We start from the raw sequence: 21,335 nt of genomic DNA on the forward strand, positions 1-21,335 counted from the left end.
CCACCGTAGAGGGATCAAGGGTTCCTGGGTAGTGCGACAGGAGGGAACCCGGAGGTCACGGCGGCGCCGGTGTGGCGGCGCGCAGCAGCAGCGTGAGGTGTGCGGCCCCGACGTGCAAGGTCACTGGGCCGTCCGCCGACGCGTGTCCGGCGCGCAAGAACGTATAGACGGCCGAGGCGGCCAGACCCGGGTCGATGCGCCCGTCGGTGGCCGATGCCACCACGGACCGCCCGTCGCGCACAGCCACCAGGCACTCGCCCGAGGGGAGCGGCGCCGCAGCCAGCAGGCTGCCGGGCCACCGGGCGAGGGCGTCCCACGCCCAGTGCGCGGCGGCGTCCGGAGTCGGCGCGGGCAGGGAACTCGACCCCAGGACAACGGAGGCGCTCTCGCACAGCCGCCGGTCCCGCTCCTCGTCGGGGCGGACGGCGAGGTGGGTGAAGTGGGAGGCCCCCTCGGGCTGTTGCTCAAGACCGGTCACGGCGGCCGGGAAGCGCCGCACGGTGACATGTGTCCGGCCCTCGGCGTCGACGTCGACACGGGTGCGTACGACCCATGAGGTGACGGGGCCGGCCGGGTTGCCCGGCGCCGGCAGAATCCGTGCGGTCGGCGGTGCGGTGGGCGGCTCCTCCAGTCGTAGCAACTGGTACACAGCCGCCCGCAGCCGGGCGAACGCCGTGCCGTGTCCCGCGGCGGCGCGGGCGGCCACGGGAGCGTACCGTTCGGATGCCTGCGCGCGGCCCCGCAGCAGCTCCTCGACCTGTGTCAGCGGATCACCCTTCGTCTCGAACCGCGGTGCGAGATCGGCCAGTTCGGCACCGGCGGTACCGGGCACCGCGTCCTCTCCGTACGCGGCCAGAGCCACGGGCTTGCCGAGCGCGGCGGCGTACAGAGTCACCGATCCGTGGTCCCCGACGACCGCGTCGGCGGCCACGAGCGCGGTCCGCCAGTCGTGCACCGGCGGCATCAGCAGCAGCCCGGCGTCGAGCGCGGCGGCCAGCAGGGTGCGGATGTGCCACGCGCCGTGCGCCGACCAGACGTTGGGGTGCAGGATCAGGCCGACGCGGTACGTGTCCCAGGGCAGAGCGGCGAGCAGCTGTGCGGGCAGTTCGGCCGCGCGGCCGATCAGGGACGTCGGCCCCCAGGTCGAACTCACCATGACCAGGCGGTGGTCGGCCGTCAGGCCGAGCGCGCGCCGGTAGTCGTCCCGCCGCTCCGTGCTGACCAGCAACTCGTCGAGGCACGGATCGCCGACGAGCAGGGTCCTTCCGGCGGTCCTGGGATGCGCGGCGAGCAACTGCCGCTCCTGCTCCGGGTGCGAGAGCGCGAGCCAGGCGCGTCCGGTTTCGAGAAGAGCGTCAGGCGCGACGCCGGACATACGGCTGTGCGGGGAGCGCGAGTCGGGCACGTACTTCTGGAAGCCGATGCCGTGCGGGAGGACGAGCACGGGACACACGCCGTCCGGAACCTCGATGTTCTCGCTCGCACTGAGGATCAGGTCCGGGTCGACGTCCGAGAGCTGCGCCCACGGCATGACGCGGCAGCCGGAATCCTGGAGCAGTTCGAGCGAGCCGTCGCTGAACGCGGAGGTGGGGTCGTACGCGAAGACCACGGTCACCCGGGGGTCGTCGCGCAGCAGGGAGGGCAGCACTTCCAGGACGCGGATGGTCGAGGTGAGGGTCCGGGCGGCGACGATCAGTGTGCGCTCGCTGGGAAACGTGCGCCAACGGTGGGCGTCGGATCCCACTGGCACGCGCAGGAACGGGAGGTTAGATGACGGCCTGGCCACCCCGGCCCCCCTCGCGCTCAGCACTGGCTACCCGGCGACGTGGTTCGTGGTTCGTGGTTCGTGGTTCGTGGTTCGTGGTTCGTGGTTCGTGGTTCGTGGTGGAGCCTCGCTAGCACATCTCAAATCGGGGTACAACCCTTCTGCTGCGTACGGATCCTGGGCATGGATCCGCCCAGGATAGAGCGCGGCCCACTCCGGCGACGGGTGACGGCAGACGCGTATCGAACCCCAGGTCAACTGGGGCCTACCGGAGCCGACTACCTGGCTACCCGCACCCCGCCCCCGCTTCGTGCCGCGCCGCGTCCCGTGGTTAGCCTGGCGTCTCCGACCAACAACTACGGCGTGCGCTCGCCACTCGGTGATGCCGTGCGCCCATCGAGAGGAGACCCGTCGGTGAAGTTCGGGATCAATGTGCTCAATTACGGGCCGGGCACCACCCCCGCGTCCATGGAGGACTGGGTTCTCCGCGCCGAGGGGCTGGGGTTCCACCTGGCGATGATCTCGGACCACGTGACGCTCCCACAGGAGGCCCTGCCGGTCTTCCCGCCGCCGTTCTACGACCCGTTCACCACCCTCGCCTACCTCGCCGGCCGCACTTCGACCATCGAGCTGGGCACCACGGTCATCGTGCTCCCGTACCGGCACCCGTTGCAGACGGCCCGGGTCGCGGCCAACATCGACCAGATGTGCAACGGCCGGTTCGTGTTCGGCGTGGGCGTCGGCTGGTCGGAGCAGGAATTCCAGGCGCTGGGCGTCGACTTCGCCGCCCGCGGCAAGATCACCGACGAGTACCTGACGTCCATCAAGGACCACTGGACCAAGCCGCTGATCTCCTTCCACGGCGAGCACCTGGACTACACGGACATCACCACGGGACCCGCGCCGGCCCGTGACCCGCACCCGCCGGTGTGGGTCGGCGGCCTCAACGGCCCCGCCATGCGGCGGGCCGCGCGCTTCGGCGACGCCTGGCACCCGTTCGGTCTCGGCCCGGCCGAGATCCGGGAGCGGCTGCCCAAGCTCAGGGCCGCGGCCGAGGAGGCCGGCCGTCCTACGCCCGCCCTCGCGCCGCGTATCCCGCTGCACATCACCGAGCGGCCGGTTGCGGAGGAGGGGCGGCTCACCGGGCACGGCACCGTCGCTCAGGTGCGGCGGGACCTGGAGGAGATGGCCGAGCTGGAGCCCGACTGGATGGTGCTCGACACCTTCCTCACCTTCTATCTCGGCGCCGTCTCCGCCGAGGAGGTCCCCCGTCACGACCCGGCCCAGCTGGAGATCGCGGCGGCGGAACTGCTCGACCTCAAGGGCGAGACCCTGCGCTGAAGTCCGGAAGTCCGGTCGGACCGCACCTCGGCGAGCGAAGGTGGACGAGGGCCCTCACAGCCACCCGTTGCGCTGCGCGTGCAGAGCCAGTTGGAAGCGGTTCGCGGCGCCGAGCCGGGCCATCAGGATCTGTAGGCGGCGGAAGAGCGTGCGTCGGCTGATGTCCAGTTCGCGGGCGATGGTCTCGTCGCTCGCGCCGCCCGCGAGGAGCCACAGCAGACGGCGGTCGGCGGGCGGTGGGCCGCCCGGGGTCGTGGTGCGGCCGTGGAACGGCAGGGCCTGGCGCCAGCACTGCTCGAACAGGGCCACCAGCGCGGACAGCAGCCCGCACGGCTGCACGACCAGCGTCGTGTGGTTCACGTCGGCCTCTTCGATGGCCAGTGACACCAGGGCGTACGCGTCGTCGATGATCACGAGTTTGACCGGTACCGAGGGGAGCACCCTGGCCTGCTCGCCGGCGTTGACGCACGGTTCGATGGACTCCCGCAGGCGGCCCGGATGCTCCAGTGACTCGCGCGAGTAGACGACCCGCTGGGTGACGCCGCGGGCGAGTGTGGCCAGTGCGTCGTCCGTGGACTCGGGCAAGGGTGAGTACGGCGGGGACTCCAGCTGGCGGATCTGTTCGCGCGCGCTCGCCCAGGCCTGCCGCGTCCGGGGGCCGACGGCGTCACCGGTGACGACCTCGACGAGTGTGTCCCGGTGGGTGGCGAGCCGGCGGCGCCGGAACGACTCGAAGGCGCCGCCGACGGCGACCCGTGACTCCTCCAGCTCCGCCGTGCGGTGCCGGGCGAGCACATCCAGCGCGGCGGCGGGCGGCACCGGCGCGACCGGATCCCCGTCCGGCCCGGCGGCCACGGCGAGACCCGCGTCGACGAGCACGCCGTACGCCGCCTCCGGGTCGTCGGTCCGGCCCAGGCCCGCCGCCGCGGCGATCTCGCTCAGCGGGGCGGGAGCCAGGTCGAGCAGCGCCGGATAGAGCCGGGCCGCCGCGTCGTCGAGGCCGAGCAGCTGGAGGGCCGCACCGAGTTTCGCGTTCGTCATGAAGCGCATTATCGGCTGTCTCCGGAGCGCGCGCGTGGCCGATCCGTGCCAATGGCACTGCTGGGCACCACAGGGCCGCCGAGCGGGCTACCGTGCGCGAGGATCGCGGCCGACGGGACGCGGAACACCCCGAGCAAGCACCCACAGATCGGAAGGCGTACGTCATGGCGGAAGGCCGCAGGAACGGGCTCTACTCCGGGATCTCCGACGAACTGTCCGCCCTGATGCGCACGCGCTGGGCGGACACCGAGCGGCGCGACCTGGCTCCCGACGAGCAGGCCCCGTACGCGGCCGCCCGGCGCACCGCGCTCTCCGCGCGCTTCCCCGGAGAGCGCCTCGTGATCCCCTCGGGGAACCTGAAGGTGCGCTCGAACGACGACACCTACCCGTTCCGGCCGTACTCGGCATACGTGCATCTGACCGGCGACCAGGCCCGTGACGGCGCGCTGGTGCTCGAACCGCGGGCGGTGGGCGGCCACGACGCGTACTGCTACCAGCTTCCGCGCGACAGCCGCGATGACGACGGGTTCTGGACCGGTGCCACCGCGGAGCTCTGGATGGGCCGCCGCCGTTCCCTCGCGGAGGCACGGAGCGTGCTCGGCATCGAGTGCCGGGACGTGCGCACGGCCGCGGCCGACCTGGCCACCGGCAGCGCACCCACCCGCATCGTCCGCGGTGTGGACCCGGCCCTGGAGGCCGCCGTCACCACGGACGCCGACCGCGACGCCGAACTGGTGGCGGCGCTCGACGACCTGCGCGTCGTCAAGGACACGTGGGAGATCGCCGAGATCCGCGGCGCGGTCGACTCCACCGTGCGCGGATTCACCGATGTGGTCGGGGAGTTGTCGAGGGCGGTCGCCTCGTCCGAGCGGTGGATCGAGGGAACCTTCTTCCGCCGCGCGCGACTTGAGGGAAACGCCGTCGGCTACGGCAGCATCTGCGCGGCGGGCGAGCACGCGACGATCATGCACTGGACCGACAACGACGGCCTGGTGCGCCCCGGCGACCTGCTGCTCCTCGACGCCGGTGTCGAATCGCGCACCCTGTACACCGCCGACGTCACCCGCACCCTGCCGATCAGCGGCACCTTCACGCCCGTCCAGCGCCAGGTCTACGACGCCGTGTACGAGGCCCAGGAGGCGGGCTTCGCAGCCGTGAAGCCGGGCGCCGCGTACCGGGACTTCCACGAGGCGGCCCAGCGTCATCTGGCGGCCCGGCTCGTCGAGTGGGGCTTCATCGAAGGCCCTGCCGAGCGCGCCTACGAACTCGGTCTCCAGCGGCGCTTCACCATGGCGGGCACCGGCCACATGCTGGGCCTCGACGTCCACGACTGCGCGCAGGCCCACACGGAGGGATACGTCGACGGTGTCCTGGAGCCAGGCATGGTGCTCACCGTCGAGCCCGGCCTGTACTTCCAGGCCGACGACCTGAGTGTGCCCGAGGAGTGGCGCGGCATCGGCGTGCGGATCGAGGACGACCTGCTGGTCACCGCCGAAGGACACGAGAACCTGTCGGCGGGCCTGCCGCGCTCGGCGGACGAGGTCGAGGCGTGGATGGCCCGGCACGCGGGCTGAGCGGCTCGGGGCCGGGGCGGGTGACGCAGCGGGCCGCCCCGGCCGGGACCCCTACACCCGCTCCTCCGCCCACCGCCGCAGCAGCTTCTTGTCCGGCTTGCCCGCGTCCGTCAGGGGGAGTGTGTCGACGAAGGTGATGTGGGCCGGTTCGTACATCGCGCCGCGCTGTCCGCGCACCGCGGCGCGCAGCTCCTCCGCCTCCACCGCGACGTCCGGCGCGGCCACGACCGCGGCGTGCACCTGCTCCATGCGGTCGGCGTCACGGACGCCGAAGACCGCGCTCTGGAGCACCTTCGGGTGCGAGTTGAGGAGGTCTTCCAGCTCCGTGGTGTACACGTGGCCGCCGACGACCACGATCATGTCCTTGAGCCGGTCGACGACGGTGATGTAGTTCTCGTCGTCGAGGAAGCCGATGTCACCGGTGTGCAGCCAGCCGTCCCGCAGCACCTCCGCGGTCAGCTCCGGCTGCTTCCAGTAGCCCGTCATCGTGCCCTCGGACCGGATGCAGATCTCGCCCAGTTCACCGACCGGCAGATCCTTGCCGTCGGTGTCGCGGACGGCGACCTCCACGCTCGGCAGCACCCTGCCCGCGGAGCGCATCCGCTCGGGCCGGTCCAGGTCGTGGTCCGCGGGGGTGAGCACGCTGATGCCGCCCGCCTCGTTCTGCCCGTAGAACTGCAGGAGTACGGGCCCGAAGCGGCGTACGGCGTCAGCGATCCGCGCGGGCGAGGCCTGGCAACCGCCGTACGTCAGGCCTCGCAGGCTGCTCAGGTCGCGGCGCTCGGAGTCGGGGTGGTCGAGGAGCTGGTACACCAGCGGCGGCAGCAGGAACAGGTGCGTGATGCGCTCGCGCTCGATGGTGGCGAGGACCTCGCCCGCGTCGAAGTCGTCGTGCAGGACGATGGTGCCGCCGGACTGGAGGACGCCGTCCGCCAGCATGCCCGCGGCGTGCGCGAGCGTGGTGCACGCGAGCTGCCGGGGCAACTCCCGTTCCGCGGGGCGCGCTTGGTCCACCATCCGGCGCATCCGGTTGACCTGTTCGAAGGTGGTGACGATGCCCTTGGGGTGGCCCGTCGTACCGCCGGTGTGCCGGATGGTGCAGATGTCGTCGGGGCGGGCGCGGGACACGAACGGCTCGTCGGGCTGCTCGGCGGCGAGCGCCAGCAGATCCTGCCCGATCTCACGCTTGGTCCCGCCCAGTACGAGGACGTGCCGGACGGGCGTGCTGTCGATGATCTCCGCGGCGCGGTCCGCGTAGTGCGGGTCGACGATCAGTACCTGGGTCTCGACGTCCTGAACGATCGCCGCCTGTACGTCGGCCGACAGCTTGTTGTAGAGGTGGTTGACCCGGCAGCCCACGAGATTGGCGGCGTAGCGGGCCGCGATGGTCTCGGGAAGATTGCCGCTGAGCAGGGTGACGGTCGCATCGCGTGTGACGCCTTGCGCGGCGATCGCGTGGGCCATGCGGTAGACCAGCGTACGGAATTGACCAGCCGTCAGGCGCTGGTTCTCGTGGACCAGGACCTCGCGGTCCGGGTGGGCCGCCAGTGCGTCGAGGTTGTCCTCGACGAAGGTGCGGAAGGCGCCCGATGTGTCGGACGCCGCGTCAGATATCGCGGGGCCGTCCGAAGTGTCCTTGGACGTAAGCGGTGTTGCGGGGGTGGGCGTGGGGGTGGTGGGTGCGGATGCCTCTGCAGGCATGGATGGTCCTCCTGGGGCCACCGGCCCGACTGTCTTCGTACGCGCCGGTGGTCGTGCTTTGTTGGGCGTGGGGGAGGCGGCCCGGAGCCGTCGGCGCATGACGCCGCGCCCGGCACAAGTGGCACCCGCCCGGGAACATTGGTTGCCCCGGACAACCAAGATCCAGGCTAACTCCCCACTCCATCCGCACTCGCCTCGGGTTGGCCCGCACCCGCACCCTTGACTCCTTCTTTTCCTTTGTACTTCCTGGATTTGACCTCTGTATGCCTCGGTGTGCCTCGGTACTACGACGCCGTGGCGCCCTGTGGCGACCGCAGCACGAGCAGTGTGATCTCGCTCGGGGCGAAGACGCGGAAGGGCGGGCCCCAGAAGCCGGCGCCGCGGCTGGTGTAGAGGAGCGTGCGGGAGCCGTGGTGGCTGAGGCCGGCGAGGGCCGGCTGGTCGAGGCGGACCAAGTGGTGGAACGGCCAGATCTGGCCGCCGTGGGTGTGGCCGGAGAGCTGGAGGTCGACGCCGTGGGCCGCCGCGCGGTCGACGAACTTGGGCTGGTGGGCGAGGAGGAGCACGGGGAGTTCGGGGTCGGCGCCGTCGAGGGCCCCGTCGAGGTGGGCGCGGTGGCCCGGGAGGCCGGAGGACTCGGCCGTGACATCGTCGACGCCGGCGACCACGAGGGTGTCACCACCGCGTTCCAGGAGAAGGTGGCGGTTGCGCAGTGGCTCCCAGCCCAGCTCGTCCATCAGGTCGACCCAGCCCTGGGCCTCGCTGTAGTACTCGTGGTTGCCGGTGACATAGACACGGGCCCGAGTCGCCTGCACGGTGCCCAGCGGGATGGCCTGGGCGCGGCGGCGTTCGGCCGTGCCGTCCGCGATGTCGCCGGTGTGGCAGACCAGGTCCGCCTCCAGGGTGTTCACCGTCTCGCAGAGCCGCTGCGACCAGCGGGCGCGGTCGAGCGGACCGTAGTGGGTGTCCGTGATCAGGACGACCCGAGTGTCGTCCAACCCGGCTCCCAGGCGCGGGAGTTGAACGTCGAGTCGGCGCACGCGCGGCACGCGGCGGGCCTCGGCGTACCCCCAGGCGAGCAGCAGGGCGGATACGCCGAGGACGGCCCAGGTGACGATGCGCGCCCGGTCCTGGCCGTCACCGACGCCGGCCACGGTCAGGGCGAGCCGCAGCAGGACGCCGAGCAGCACGGACCACGTGAACAGGACCCAGGCGCCGCCCAGCAGCGTGTCACCGACGATCGCCGCCCGGTCCCGCTGGCGGCGGCCGTGACCGCGCACCATGGCGAGTGGCATCCCGATCAGCCCGAGGGCGAACAGCGCGGTGCCGGTCAGGGTGACAGGGAGCGGCCAGTCCTGGCCGGTGTGCAGGAGGACCCAGCACGGCACGGCCCACAGCAGGACAGGGGCGATCACGGGGATGTAGCGCATCAGGCGCCGCAGCCGGCTCGATGGTTCCCCTCGCGCTCCACTGGCGGCGGATCGGGTGTCGCTGGTCTCGGTCACGCTTCCCCTCCTGCGGGTCCGATGGACCGTTCCCGTAGCGGTCCTGGAGGGCCCATTGTCCGCCGTCGAGGAAAGGAGCCGAACCAGTACCATCGCGCCCATGCGACCTGCCTATTACACCGATGAGGACCTGGAGCAGCACTCGCTGCGCCGACGCGTCGCGGACGACGGACAGCGGTCGGGGTTCGAGCACGATGTGGACCGCATCCTGTACTCGACGCAATGGCGGGCGCTCGCGGGCAAGAGCCAGGTCGTCGCCAGCAGCGAACTCGGCGCGTACCACACGCGGCTCACCCACTCGATGAAGGTCGCGCAGCTGGGGCGGCGCATGGCCGAACGTCTTGAGCGGCGTTACGGCGGCCCGAATCCGGCCCTCGTCGAGGCGGCCTGCATGGCGCACGACATCGGGCACCCGCCGTTCGGCCACGCCGGAGAGACCGCGTTGCGCGCGACGATGGACGAACTGCACGCCGGACACGGCGTCCTCGACAGCTTCGAGGGCAACGCCCAGACCCTCCACATCCTCACCTTCCTCGCCGCCCACAAGTACGCGGGCCATCGCGGCCTGCACCTGTCCCGGGCCTGCCTCGACGCGGCCACGAAGTACCCGTGGGAGCGTGCCCCGCGCGACGTCGACCCGGCGCGGCACGCGAAATGGGGTGTCTACGCGGTCGACCGGGAGGCGTTCAGGTGGGTGCGGGCGGGCCGTGACGACGGCGCGGTGCCGGTCGAGGAGCAGGTGATGGACTGGGCCGACGATGTCACCTACGCCTGCCATGACGTAGAGGACTTCTACCGCGCAGGACTGATCCCGCTGGCCGCGCTGTTCCCGCCGCCGGGGGCCGCCGGCGGAGACACCGAGCGCGAGACGCAGCGGTTCCTGGATTACGTGGCGGCCAAGCGCCACCGTGCGGGCGCCGGCTTCGACCGCGACGAGGCACTCCACATCCTGTCCGACATCGCCAAGGCACTGTCGATCGCGAAGCCCTTCGGTGGCCGCCACGAGGACGATGTCGCCCTCAACGCCCGCACCGCCAAGCTGATCGACCACTTCACCCGCGACATAGACCTTCAGGTCGGCGGCGCGGCCGCGATCCGCTTCGGCGCCCGCCTCGTCGTCCCCGCCGAACGCCGGACCGCGTGCGAGCTGCTCAAGGAACTGGTCTGGTGCTACGTCATCGACCGCCCGGCCCTGGCCACCCAGCAGCACGGCAAGCGCCGCATCGTCTCCCAACTGCTGCGCTGGACCTACGAATCCCCGCACCTGCTGCCCACCGACCGCTCCGAGGAACTCGACCTCCACGGCGACCCGCTGCGCGCCGCCGCCGACCACGTCGCTTCACTGACGGAGGGTCAGGCGGTGGCCCTGCACCGCCGGTTGTCGGGCGTCGGCCTCGGCTCGGTGAGCGACGGAGACTGGCTCTGACCTGTACGGGTACCCGTGCTGGTACCCGTACCCGTACCCGTACCGTGCTGGTCGCACAGGTCCTGACGCGTCACGCCGCCCGGTTGATGCGGGCCGCGATTCCGTGGCCGAGGAGCAGGTAGATGGCGGCCGGGAGGCCGTGGTTCAGGATGACGCGTAGGGCCTCGGTGTCCATGGTGAAGATGTCCTGCGCCCACCAGCCGAGCCAGCCGGCCGTTCCCTGCACGAATTCGACGAATACGTTCGCCTGGTTGGCACCGAGAAGGAAAAGCAGGATCCACAGGATCAGAAAGCCTGCCGCGACATCCGCGATGGTGCTGACGATCAACGCCGTGCGCCGCGTGCCGTTTTGGCGGCGCACCGCGCGGTCCGCGTCCATGGGCTGATGGTGCGAGGGGTGCGAGGGGTATCCCGAAACCGGGTCCATGTTGCTCACGAGAATTCCGATCTGACGAGTTGTACGTCGACTGCTCTGTTGCTTCTGCGTCGCGGCGGCCGGAAAGTGTTACACCGGCCGCGGAACACGCAATGCCTACCGGTCGTTTGTGACCGTGACAGCGGAGTCGCTCCGCAGTTCGTTCACGAGTTGTTTGACCTTCGGCATGTCCCAGGCGAGGTTGCCGCCGACGCTGCCGGAAATCGGCATGTTCATGGACTTGCCCTGGCCGCTGTTGACGTCCTTCATGGCGAGGAACATCCGGCCGAGCTGGTACGGGTTCATGTCCTCGTCCACCACGAGCGTGTCGAGGCCGGCGCTCATGAGGGGGTAGAGCCTGAGCGGGTTGAGGGCCGTACTCGGCGACGCCGCCTGGTTCGAGAGGGTGGACAGGAACTTCTGCTGGTTCTTGGTGCGGTCCAGGTCACTGCCGCTGAAGGCGTGCCGGGTGCGGACGTAGACGAGGGCCTGCTTGCCGTCCAGGGTCTGTTCGCCGGCCTGGAAGTCGGCGCCCGACCACTTGTCCTGGAAGCCCTTGTCGAGGTTCATGTCGACGCCGCCCATGGCGTCCACGACGTTCGCGAAACCGGCGAAACCGATCTCCGCGTAGTGGTCGACGCGCAGGCCGGTGTTGTACTCGACGGTGCGTGTCAGCAGCTGGGGGCCGTCGAAGGCGTACGCGGAGTTGAGCTTGTTGGCGCCCATCGCGGGCCGCATCCGCCCGGACTCGGAGCCGCGGAACGCCGGGATGTTCACGTTCGAGTCCCGCGGCAGGGAGATCAGCGTCGGGTCGCCCGCGCCGACGTGCAGGATCATCATCGAGTCGGTGCGCCTGCCCTCGGCCGCACCCGTGTGCAGGTCCTTCTCCTCCTGCTTGGACATGCCCTCGCGGCTGTCGGAGCCGACGATGAGGTAGTTCGTGCCCTCTCCCTCGCCCGGCCGGTCGACGACCTTGCCGAGATCGACTTCCTTTCGCAGGTGGGAATCGGCCCAGAAATAGGTGCCTCCCACAACCAGTAGGAGAAGTACGAGGACCGTCAGCAGAATTCTTCGGACTCTGCGGCCACGGCGGGGACGGGGCCGACCGGAGTCGTAGGGATCGCCGCCTTGTGGCGGCACCATCGGCCGCTGCGGTTCCGTGCCCCGTATGCCGTTCGGACGGGGGGCGGCGTACCCGCGCTCGTACCGATCTTGGAAATCGACGTTCTGGACGCCGCGCCTCTGATTCATGCGGGGCAGTGTGCATTCTGTACTGCCCTCGGGGGCAAGTCGCCAAAGGCGACGCCGCAAAAGGGGCGCGAACCTACAAGCCGCCTCCAGAAATGGTGGTTCGCGGCTCAATTCCGACAGGGAGGTGCCGAGTTCTCACTCGCGATATCCACATCCCTCCCCAAACGCTCACGGGGCCGCACGGAAACGTCCCTCGGAATTCACCGCGTCGGGCCCGGCACTGATCTCTCAGTACCGGGCCCGGGGCAGGAGGCGGATGACGGATCAGCGCAATCCGGCGAAAAGGTCGTTCTCGGGTACGGCCGCGTCCGTGGTGTCCTTCACGCGTACGAAGGTCTCCAGGCCCATCAGCTCGCCGAACCGCTCCTTGCCCATCTTGAGGAAGAAGATGTTCTCGCCCTGGCTGGCGTGCGCGGCCAGCGAGTCGAACTTCTGGTCACTGAACGCGGCGGTGTCCACCCACGTGGTGATCTCGTCGTCCGGGAGGCCGATGTCGGCCAGCGCGGCGGTCTCGGCGGGGTCCGGCTCCGGCATGTCCTCGTGGAACTCGCGCATGATCTCGCCGAACCGCTGCATCCCCGAGTGGGGCATCGTCGTCCAGTACACCTTCGGCGTGAAGTCGATCATCTCCAGTGCCGCCATGGTGATGCGGTGGGCCTGGATGTGGTCGGGGTGACCGTAGAAACCGTTCTCGTCGTACGTGACGACCACATCGGGGCGGTAGTGGCGCATGAGCTCCGCGAGGCGGGCGGCGCCCACGTCCACGGGGGTCTGCCAGAAGGAACCGGGGGCCTCGTTGCTCGGCCAGCCGATCATCCCGGAGTCGGCGTAGTCCAGCGTCTCCAGGTCGCTGACCTTCAGGACCTCGCAGCTCGTCTCCAGTTCCTGGTGGCGCATCTTGACGACGGCCGCCGGATCGTGGCCGGGTTCGCCGGGCTTGACGCCTCCCGGCCCGTCACCGCAACCGCCGTCGGTACAGGTCACGAGAACCGTGCGGATTCCTTCCGCCGCATACCGCGCGAGAACCCCTCCGGTGCTGGTGGCCTCGTCGTCGGGGTGGGCGTGCACGGCCATGAGCGTCAGGGGTCGGTCGGTCATGAAGGGGTCCTCCTGCGGAAACGTGTCTGGTCCGGGGGCGCGGTGAATGTGTGGATGTCTCGCGCCCCCGCCAGATGCAACCGCGCGGGACGGGTCGGCTGTTCCCGGGGTGACCGATCCGTGTGCCGTGCCGTGCCGCACCCCGCCGATCAGGTCAGCTCTCCGGCGAGCAGATCCATGAGCAGCCCGTCCTCCCAGAGGCCCGTCCGGTGGTCGCGCCAGTACGCCCGCATGACGCCCACGGGCTTGAAGCCGACCTTGGCGTAGCTGTGGATCGCGACGGTGTTGGCCGCGGCGGGGTCGATGGTCAGCCGGTGATGACCGCGCTCCCGCACCAGCCACCTGGCCAGCGTGCGCACCGCGTCGGTCCCCAGTCCCTTCCCGTGGTGCCTCGCCGTCAGGAAGATGTCGATGCCGGCGTGGCGGTAGTCCGGCTCGTTCTCCTCGTCGAACTGGATCGCGCCGATGACCTCGCCCTCGAAGACCACGGCGAGCATGCCCTCGTAGTCGTCCGGGGTCGACCACCATGCGGCGACCTCCGGTTCGCTCACGATCCCGGCGAGGATCTCTTCCTCACCGGCGGCCACCGGTCGCAGGAGAACCTTGTCCCCGTTCAGCTCCATGCCCCGCATCCTCCCTTGGCGGTGGGGGCCTCTCAACGGGATTTACGTCTGCTCGGCGATCGCGGAGACCGACAGCAGGCCCACGACCGTCTTGCCCCCCGGCGGATGGGCGACCGTCTCCCAGTGGTCGCACAACGCCGATACGAGGAGCAGTCCGCGGCCGCCCGTGGGGAGGGGGGTGGGCGTGGGTGGGTGGTGGGGGAGGCGGTCGCCGCGGGGGTCGGTCAGTTCGATGCGGAGCAGGTCGTCGTACGTCAGGGACAGGCGGAAGCCGCGGCCCGGTACGCGGCCGTGGGTGACCGCGTTGGTGGCGAGTTCCGCGACGACGAGTTCGGCACGTTCCGTGAGGTCGGGTGGGGCGTCCCAGGAGTGCAGCGTGGTGACTGCCAGGTGGCGGGCGAGGCGGGCGCCGCGGGGTGTTGAGGGCAGGAGCTGCGTGAAGGTGCGTGCTGGTGTGGTGAGTTGGGGCGCCGGGTGCTGGTTCATGGTGTCAGCGTGGTGGGTGTGACGCCGTGGGGGCGAGGGCGGTGGGCCGTACGGGGGGTCAGCGTACGGGCACGCGGGGTGGACAGTACGCGGGGTCAGTCGTCACTCTGAGTGCACACAACGCGGGGAGCCGTCGCGATGCGGCGCGGAGGAAGGGGCGGCGTATGAGCGGCGTCGAAGTGGTCGAGATCGAGCGGGAGCCTCAGCCGTCGGACAGTCTGCGCACGTTCGGCGCGGTCGTCCAGGCCCTGCGTGAGCACGCGGGGCTGAGCAGGGAGGAGCTCGGTGCGCGGGTGCGGTACTCCAAACACACCGTGGAATCGGTGGAGTTGGGGCGGCGGATGCCGGACGAGGCGTTCGTGCGCAGGGCGGAGGAGGTGCTCGGGAATACGGGCGCGCTGTGCAAGGCGGCGCGTCATCTCACGCGCGGCGAGGCCGGGTTCGCGGCGTGGTTCAGGCGGTGGGCGCGTCTGGAGCGGGAGGCGGCGGGCCTGTGTACGTACGAATGCCGACTGGTGCCGGGGCTGTTGCAGTCGGCTTCGTATGCGCGGGCCGTCTTCGAGGGGACCATTCCGCTGCGTACCGACGAGGAGCTGGAGGCGCAGTTCGTCGCCCGGATGGAGCGGCAGACGATGATGCGTGAGCGGCCGACCGTGCCGTTCAGCTTCATCGTCGAGGAGCATGTGTTCCGGCGGCGGTTCGGTGACGCGGACGCGATGCGTGAGTCGTTCGACCATGTGCTGGAGCTGAGCGCTCCGCGCAATGTGACGCTTCAAGTGGTGCCGTTGGAGGGCGCGTTGCATGCGTGCCTGGACGGACCGGTGCAGATTTTGGAGACGGGGGAGGGGAGGCGGCTCGGGTACTCCGAAGGGCAGGAGAACGGGCGGTTGATCTCTGGCCCGAAAGAGGTCAGTGTGCTCTGCCAGCGCTATGACACACTGCGCTCGCAGGCCCTGAACCACAAGGAATCGCGGGCTCTGCTGGAGCGACTGCGAGGAGATCTATGAGCGGCAGCGTGGGTACGACGACGGAACTCGCCTGGTTCAAGTCCAGCTACAGCGGCAGCCAGGGCGACAGCTGCGTGGAGGTCGCGATCGCCGAACAGGCCGTGCACGTACGGGACTCCAAGGACACGAGCCGCCCCGCCTTCGCTGTGGGGGCGGAGGGGTGGGGGCGGTTCGTGGGGTTCGTGTCCGGGGCGTGACGCGCGGCGTCACACGTGGACGTCCACGGGCGCGGCGGTGAAGGTGACCGTGGTGCGTTCGGACTCGATGCCGTTGGCGTTCGTCGCGAAGGTCCTCAGTGTGTGCCGGCCTGCGGACCAGAGGGTGTCGGGCATCCAGGCCCAGGTGTCGTCGGCGCCGACGCCGGTCTTGCCGACGTATCGGCCGTTTTCCCAGAACTGCACGGTGACGGCTCCGCGGGCCGTGCCCGTGAAGTTCACGGCCTCACCGGACGTGGAGGCCTTCACCACCGGTGGAGAGACCCAGGTGCCGGGGGCGGCGGTGGTTGCGAGGTAGGCGTCGAGGGCGGTGCGGTCGGCCGCGGGGTCCTCGTAGCCGTTTCGTACGAACCCGATCCGCGGGGCGATGCCGTCGATGAGGAGGTTGACGATGCCCATGATGGCGGGGACGTTACGCCCGGCCACCTGGGTGTGGTCGGACACGTAAGGGGAGTCCGTCATGCAGAAGTTGAAGTTGTCGTAGTCGCGGAAGGACAGCAGGTACGGCTTGATCTGGGTCTCGTACTGCGCATCCGCGGGCGAGGAGAACAGGTAGATGTTGGCCTCGCGGTTTCGCGCCTGCCCGACCAGGTCGGGCAGGCATGCGTCCAGGGCCGCCACGGCGTCGTCCCCGGTGCCCGCGCCGGTCATGAAGCGGGCGGTCCGCGGGTGCGTCGCGCGGACGTAGGACCCGATCGCGAACTGGGGCGCGACGGCCACGATGTTCCGGAAGTCGTACTTCAGGCCGTAGTAGAGCGCGGCGCTGGCGCCCTTCGAGCTGCCGATCAGCGTGCAGTCCCGGTTCGTGAGGCGCAACGCGTCCCGGAACCGGTCGATGACGGCGATGACGGACCGCTCGATGGAGAACTCCATGTTCCGGCACAGGTAGTAGCTGTTGTGCCCGTCGAAGCGGTCACGGATCCACAGGACATTGGCACGCAGGTCGTTCAGAACGCCGTTGGACCAGCCGTAGTCCTCGGGGACCAAGAAGTTGGCGAATACGACGACCAGGTGCCGGTTGCCCCGCCTGGCCGGGTAGAAGCGGTAGTCGACCGGGAGTTCCCCCGAGGTGTCGGTGCCGGTGAACATACGCCGGCCCTTGCTGGACATGGTCGCCATGGAAGGGCTCCTCTGCTGGGAAGTCTGTGAGGTACGAACGTCAGGCCGCGACGCGGTCGCCGTGCGCCGCAAGCGGGGTGTCGAGGCCGGCAGCGGCGAGCATGCGGTCGGTCACGCGGTCGGCCGCGTGACCGTCGTCCAAGTCGCAGAACTGACGCTGGAATCGTCGGTACGCGAGGGCGTACTGCTCCCGCAGCCCGTCGACGTCGCGGATGGAATCGATCAGTTCCTCGGACGTGGACAGCAGCGGTCCCGGTGCCTGCTGCTCGAAGTCGAAGTAGAAGCCGCGCAGCGTGTCCCGGTAGTGGTCGAGGTCGTAGGTGAAGAACAGCATCGGGCGGCCGGTGTTCGCGAAGTCGAACATCAGCGAGGAGTAGTCCGTGACCATCACATCGGTGATCAGCATCAGGTCGGCCATGTCCGAATAGTCGGTGACGTCGAACACGAAGCCGTCTCCCGCGCGCGGCACCGGGTCGATCACGTTGGGGTGCCGGCGGACCAGTAGGACGTGGTCGTCGCCGAGTTTCCGGTGCGCGTCGTCCAGGTCGATACGGAAGTCGAGCCGGTACTTCCCCGCGCTGTAGTAGAGGTGGTCCCGCCAGGTGGGTGCGTACAGTACGACGCGCTTGCCCTCCGGCAGTCCGAGCCGACGCCGCACCTGCGCCGCGCGTTCGGCGCTTTCGGGGCGGTGGTGGATGTCGTTGCGCGGATACCCGGTCTCCAGCAGCTCGCCCTCGAAGTGGAAGGCGCGACGCATGATCGGTGTGGAGAAGGAGTTCGGCGAGACCAGCATCGACCACTGGGCGACCTCGGTGGGAAGCCGCTCCAGATAGTCGTTGTCGGCGAAGTGCAGTGTGTCGATGTCGTGGGCGATCTTCTTCAACGGGGTGCCGTGCCACGTCTGCACCACGATCTGGCCCTCGCGGCGGCGGAAGAATCGGGGCAGGTGGTTGTTGTAGACGAGGAAGCGGCTGCGGGCCAACGCCTCGTGCCACTCCGGCGACCACATGCGTACGGCCTTGGCGCCCGTGGGCACCTCGAGCTGGTCGTCGCGCACGACCCACAGCAGTTCCAGGCCGGTGTCGCGCCGGACGAGTTCGTCGAAGACAGCGCGGGGGCTGCCCGATATCTGGGTGCCGCGGAAGCTGTCGAAGAGCACGGCATCGCGGAGCGGCTGCTTGCCGCAGGCCGGATAGTGCTTGTTGCGCAGCAGCTTCTGGCGGTAGGGGCCACGGCCCTCCACAGGCATTCCGGTACGGGCAAGGAGAGTGAACCGGTCGTGCCGCTGCGTCTGTACGGCGTAGTCGCGGCCGCCCACGTCGGCCGACACGGGCATCCGGGCGATAAGGTCGCGATGTACCTTCATCGGCACGTCGAGCGGGTCGGCGTCACCCGGCTGCACCAGGCGGAAGTCGAAATCCCAGCGTCCCGTGGCGAGTTCGGCCACGCCGTTGACGCTCTCCACGTGGGACGGGTCGAGGCGTACCTGGAAGCGGCCTGCCACGCAGCTCACGGGGAAGAGGAGCTCGGCATGCTTGGCCCGCGGGCTCACCACCAGGCGAAGCTGGTCACGCTGCTGCTCGGACAGGCCCTCGTACCCGGGGAAGTGTCCTTCGACGGTGAGCGTTCCGTCCTCGTCCCAGACGCAGGAGTCCGCCACCGGGGCCGCGGCGCGCTCGAAGAACACCAGGAAGCCCTGAGCGTTGCGGTGCACCACGGCCTCGCGGCCCACGGCACCCTCGCCGTCCCTGTCCGGTGCGGGGTAGATGCCGTCGGGTACGTCCGGGTTGACGACGGGGTAGAGAGGGCGATCACGGCCCGGGATGTGCAGCGTGGTCTTCCAGCCGCTGGCTCCGGAAGCCGAGGACACGGGCCCGGATCCGCCGTCGCGGTGGATGGCCGGCGGGACGAGCCCGGACAGCGGCACGCGCACGCGGAAGTGGCACCAGCCCTTGCCGCCGGGGGTGAAGACGGCCGGAGTCTCGTGCAGGCCCGCGCCACTGAGCCCGCTCAGGCGCAGCGTTCCCTCGGCGGGGGTCTCGTCGAGCAGCGCCACACCACGCAGCTCCACATGGTCGCCGCGCAGGCTGTGGGCCTCGATCCGGCAGCGGACCCGCTCGACCCGGATCTTGAGCGAGCCGTCGACGAAGAGCGGCACGACGCGTGTGTTCCTTTCCACGTAGAACGGTGCCGGGTGGGAGGCCGTGCAGTTGTCGCCCGCGATGATGCCCTTCCGGCGATACAGCCCGCGGCTCACCGCCCCAACGCCTACGTCCCAGACGCCCTCGACCCACTTGCCGTCGCGCTTCAGACGCTGCGGGTCGACCGTCGCCTCGAACCCCGCCCAGTCGTAGTTGTAGCGCTTCTGGTTCGAGTACTCAGTGGCTTCCGGGGTGCAGGTCGTCCGGGCCCGCACGATCTGGGGGCGCCGGCCCAGCTTCTTGTTGCGCAGCGCGAGGACCTTGAAGGTGTGGCGGCGCTTGTGGATGTTGAGGTTGCGGACGTAGGCGCGCCCGGTGAGCGTCAGCTTCCCGTCCTCCCAGTGGGCCGAGGTGAGCGAGGAGCGCATCGTGAACTCACGGCTCAGGCGGTACGCGCTGCGCGGCACGCCCACGGAGCGGTCGCCGAGGAACGGGTAGTCGAGGTACCGGCGGAAACGACGGCGGACCGGGATGGGACCGCCTCGGCGCTCGAATTCCAGCACCTCGAGCAGCTCGTCCATCTTGTGCGCCCGCACCAGATGCCATTTGACCCGGGTGGTCGCAGGCAGACCGTCGACGACGGTGGGGTCCGTGGTGGCCAGATACGCGTTGGCGTGCTCCAGGAAGTAGGCGCGGCACTCCTCGTCGGCCTCGGGCATCGCGTTGAGATGGTGCATGAGGTCGACACCGATCGCCGCCTCGTCGTAGCGGCGCTTGTGTTCCGCGAACTCCGGCTCCGGGCGGCTGCCGAGGTACTGGCTCACTTCCTGCACCGCGGAAATGCGGTCGCGCACATTGGTCAGCGCATGGTTGGCCTGCGTGATCGACGGGGCGGCGCCCCCGTCGCGGCGACGCCAGAAGTACACGGGCGTGCTGACCACGTCGACGGCCGTGGCGCTGTAGTGGGCGTAGAGGTTGACCCAGATGTCCTCGTAGAGAACACCTTCGGGATACGTGATCTGCGCGCGGTCCCAGAACGAGCGGCGGAAGACCTTGTTCCACACCGTCCGGTCGTACATCAGGCTCTGATCGTGGGTGATGTGGGTACGCCGCCGGTCGCGCTTGAGGTGCTCGTGGTGAAGGTTCGACGGCCACTCCGCCTGCGAGTTCATCATGCGCACATTGCCCGATACGAAGTCGGACCCGCTGTTCTCGAGCGTGCTGATCAGCAGCTCGTGCGCGTAGTCCGGGATGACGTCGTCGCCGTCCACGAAGGCGAGGAACTCGGCGTCCGGACGGGCGGCCCGGATCGCCGTGTTCCTCGCGTGGCCAGGACCGTGCGCCTCCTGGCGGATGAGCCGGAACCGGGCATCCTTGCGGCAGTACGCGGCCGCGAGCTCGGTCGAGCCGTCGGTGGAGCCGTCGTCGACGAGGATCGCCTCGAAGTCCTCGAAGGTCTGCAGCGAGATGGACCGCAGGCACCGCTCCAGGTACTGCTCGACGTTCTGGAACGGCACGACGATGCTGAGCCGCGGCGACATGGAAGGGGCCTCCCTGGGGCTTCTGCGAAAGCGCGTCAACTTTGGGCGTTTCAGGGGCGTCGGGCACACGGTGCCCCATGCGCGACGAGTGTCATTGACGAGCTGTCCCTTGCTCTGCCGTGGACCCTCGCAGGCGGATCACCCTGCGATGTCCTCGACTCTGAGCATGCTGTGGGGCAGTGAGGTCGCAGGAAGGTTGCGCGACGGTTGCAGCGGCCCCCGCGGGGAAGAAAGGGACTTTTGGCCCGGGACTTAAGTCAGTCCTAGCCAGGCAGTACGTACCGGTAGCCGACGCCGCGCACGGTCTCGATGGGGGCCTTCTCCCCGGTCGCCCGCTCGATGCCGCGGCGCAGGCGCAGGACGGCGTACTTGACCTTGTGCGCGTCGCCGCCGGGGCGGCTGCGCCAGGCGTGGTGCAGCAACTGCTCCGGGGAGAGGACCTGCCCCGCGTTGCGCGCGAGGAAGTGCAGCAGGTCGAATTCCAGCGGGGTGAGCGGTACGTACTGGCCGCCCATGCCCACCTCGCGGCTGGCGAGGTCGAGCCTGAGACGGCCGACCTCCAGGAGCTGGTCGGGCGGCGACACGGGAGTCGCGCGGCGCAGCCGGGCCAACAGCAGCGCCTTGGGCAGCCCCTCTGGCATCTCGGGCCAGACCACGTCGTCGGCGCCGGCGTCGAGGGCCCGCAGGGCGTCCGGCCCGTTGAAGTGCCGGGCGGCCACCATGACGCGGAGCTCCGCGGTCATGTCCCGGACCCGCTGGAGCACCTCCCAGGGCCCCGGATCCCGTACGTGGAGGCCGAGGACAAGCAGGTCGGGCTGGTAGCGGTACAGGTCCCGCAGGGCTTCCTGGCCGCTGTGTGCGAGCCGGTAGGAGAAGCGGGGGTCGTCGAGCTCGGCCAGCCACTCCAGGGGCGCCTCAGGCGCCACCGCCACCAGGAGCAGCGGCAGCGCCCGGCCTCGCGTGCCGAACCCGGGTGCGGATGCCTGCATACCCCACATGCTCGGGCCACGGGGACCGCGTGTCGAACGGACCGGTACGGGAGCGTTGAGCCATCGAGGCGGACGTCTCGGGCGGTGACGGTGAACG

The 21,335-nt window shown here is 69.9% G+C and carries 17 protein-coding genes; 5 read left to right on the forward strand and 12 right to left on the reverse strand.

The features are described from left to right. Positions 1–55: 55 nt before the first annotated feature. Entirely contained in the window at positions 56–1,750 is a 1,695-nt protein-coding gene (locus ACFYWS_RS10290) for a hypothetical protein (RefSeq protein WP_389272394.1), read from the reverse strand. A 429-nt stretch (positions 1,751–2,179) separates the two neighbouring features. Here ACFYWS_RS10290 and ACFYWS_RS10295 point away from each other — a divergent pair, with 429 nt between their 5' ends. Further along, positions 2,180–3,106 (forward strand): TIGR03619 family F420-dependent LLM class oxidoreductase, encoded by a 927-nt coding sequence (locus tag ACFYWS_RS10295; RefSeq protein ID WP_389272397.1) that lies wholly within the window; start codon positions 2,180–2,182, stop codon positions 3,104–3,106. A 54-nt stretch (positions 3,107–3,160) separates the two neighbouring features. Here the strand turns inward: ACFYWS_RS10295 and ACFYWS_RS10300 are convergent, their stop codons facing one another. Further along, entirely contained in the window at positions 3,161–4,147 is a 987-nt protein-coding gene (locus ACFYWS_RS10300; protein WP_389272400.1) for a LuxR family transcriptional regulator, read from the reverse strand. 164 nt (positions 4,148–4,311) lie between these two features. Between ACFYWS_RS10300 and ACFYWS_RS10305 the strand changes: the two genes are divergently transcribed. Further along, entirely contained in the window at positions 4,312–5,721 is a 1,410-nt protein-coding gene (locus ACFYWS_RS10305) for an aminopeptidase P family protein (RefSeq protein WP_389272403.1), read from the forward strand. 51 nt (positions 5,722–5,772) lie between these two features. Here ACFYWS_RS10305 and ACFYWS_RS10310 read toward each other — a convergent pair whose 3' ends face one another. Both ACFYWS_RS10310 and ACFYWS_RS10315 read right to left on the reverse strand, forming a co-directional pair. Next, on the reverse strand, positions 5,773–7,422 hold the full coding sequence (locus ACFYWS_RS10310) for an AMP-binding protein (RefSeq protein WP_389272406.1): 1,650 nt from the start codon (positions 7,420–7,422) through the stop codon (positions 5,773–5,775). Between the two features lie 284 nt (positions 7,423–7,706). Further along, positions 7,707–8,927, reverse strand: a complete 1,221-nt coding sequence (locus tag ACFYWS_RS10315) for a metallophosphoesterase (protein ID WP_389272409.1) — start codon at positions 8,925–8,927, stop codon at positions 7,707–7,709. Between the two features lie 100 nt (positions 8,928–9,027). Between ACFYWS_RS10315 and ACFYWS_RS10320 the strand changes: the two genes are divergently transcribed. Continuing rightward, complete coding sequence (locus ACFYWS_RS10320; RefSeq protein ID WP_389272412.1) at positions 9,028–10,353, forward strand: deoxyguanosinetriphosphate triphosphohydrolase family protein; 1,326 nt, start codon at positions 9,028–9,030, stop codon at positions 10,351–10,353. Between the two features lie 70 nt (positions 10,354–10,423). Here ACFYWS_RS10320 and ACFYWS_RS10325 read toward each other — a convergent pair whose 3' ends face one another. From ACFYWS_RS10325 to ACFYWS_RS10345, 5 genes are all read right to left on the reverse strand, one after another. Next, the gene (locus ACFYWS_RS10325) at positions 10,424–10,732 is read right to left on the reverse strand and encodes a hypothetical protein (protein WP_389272415.1); all 309 of its coding nucleotides are present in this window, start codon (positions 10,730–10,732) and stop codon (positions 10,424–10,426) included. Between the two features lie 153 nt (positions 10,733–10,885). Further along, positions 10,886–12,019, reverse strand: coding sequence for an LCP family protein (locus tag ACFYWS_RS10330; protein ID WP_389272418.1), 1,134 nt, complete (start codon positions 12,017–12,019; stop codon positions 10,886–10,888). A 264-nt stretch (positions 12,020–12,283) separates the two neighbouring features. Continuing rightward, positions 12,284–13,117 carry a PIG-L family deacetylase gene (locus ACFYWS_RS10335; protein WP_389272421.1) on the reverse strand — a complete coding sequence of 278 codons (834 nt, stop codon included), beginning with the start codon at positions 13,115–13,117 and terminating at the stop codon, positions 12,284–12,286. A 149-nt stretch (positions 13,118–13,266) separates the two neighbouring features. After that, complete coding sequence (gene aac(6') / locus ACFYWS_RS10340) at positions 13,267–13,740, reverse strand: aminoglycoside 6'-N-acetyltransferase (RefSeq protein WP_389272424.1); 474 nt, start codon at positions 13,738–13,740, stop codon at positions 13,267–13,269. A gap of 42 nt (positions 13,741–13,782) precedes the next feature. Then, positions 13,783–14,226 (reverse strand): ATP-binding protein, encoded by a 444-nt coding sequence (locus ACFYWS_RS10345; protein WP_389272428.1) that lies wholly within the window; start codon positions 14,224–14,226, stop codon positions 13,783–13,785. Between the two features lie 164 nt (positions 14,227–14,390). On the opposite strand from ACFYWS_RS10345, the gene ACFYWS_RS10350 reads away from it, so the two are divergent. Both ACFYWS_RS10350 and ACFYWS_RS10355 read left to right on the forward strand, forming a co-directional pair. Continuing rightward, the gene (locus ACFYWS_RS10350; RefSeq protein WP_389272431.1) at positions 14,391–15,233 is read left to right on the forward strand and encodes a Scr1 family TA system antitoxin-like transcriptional regulator; all 843 of its coding nucleotides are present in this window, start codon (positions 14,391–14,393) and stop codon (positions 15,231–15,233) included. Then, complete coding sequence (locus tag ACFYWS_RS10355; protein WP_389272434.1) at positions 15,230–15,430, forward strand: DUF397 domain-containing protein; 201 nt, start codon at positions 15,230–15,232, stop codon at positions 15,428–15,430. The genes ACFYWS_RS10350 and ACFYWS_RS10355 overlap by 4 nt, the downstream gene beginning before the upstream one ends. A gap of 9 nt (positions 15,431–15,439) precedes the next feature. On the opposite strand, the gene ACFYWS_RS10360 is transcribed toward ACFYWS_RS10355, so the two are convergent. The 3 genes from ACFYWS_RS10360 to ACFYWS_RS10370 form a co-directional block, all read right to left on the reverse strand. Further along, entirely contained in the window at positions 15,440–16,567 is a 1,128-nt protein-coding gene (locus ACFYWS_RS10360; RefSeq protein WP_389272437.1) for a hypothetical protein, read from the reverse strand. Positions 16,568–16,607: 40 nt separating this feature from the next. After that, positions 16,608–20,249, reverse strand: a complete 3,642-nt coding sequence (locus tag ACFYWS_RS10365; protein ID WP_389272439.1) for a CDP-glycerol glycerophosphotransferase family protein — start codon at positions 20,247–20,249, stop codon at positions 16,608–16,610. 263 nt (positions 20,250–20,512) lie between these two features. Then, positions 20,513–21,238, reverse strand: a complete 726-nt coding sequence (locus ACFYWS_RS10370; protein WP_389272442.1) for a winged-helix domain-containing protein — start codon at positions 21,236–21,238, stop codon at positions 20,513–20,515. Between the last annotated feature and the right edge of the window lie 97 nt (positions 21,239–21,335).

It is taken from the genome of Streptomyces sp. NPDC002795, assembly GCF_042888725.1.
Lineage (GTDB): Bacteria > Actinomycetota > Actinomycetes > Streptomycetales > Streptomycetaceae > Streptomyces.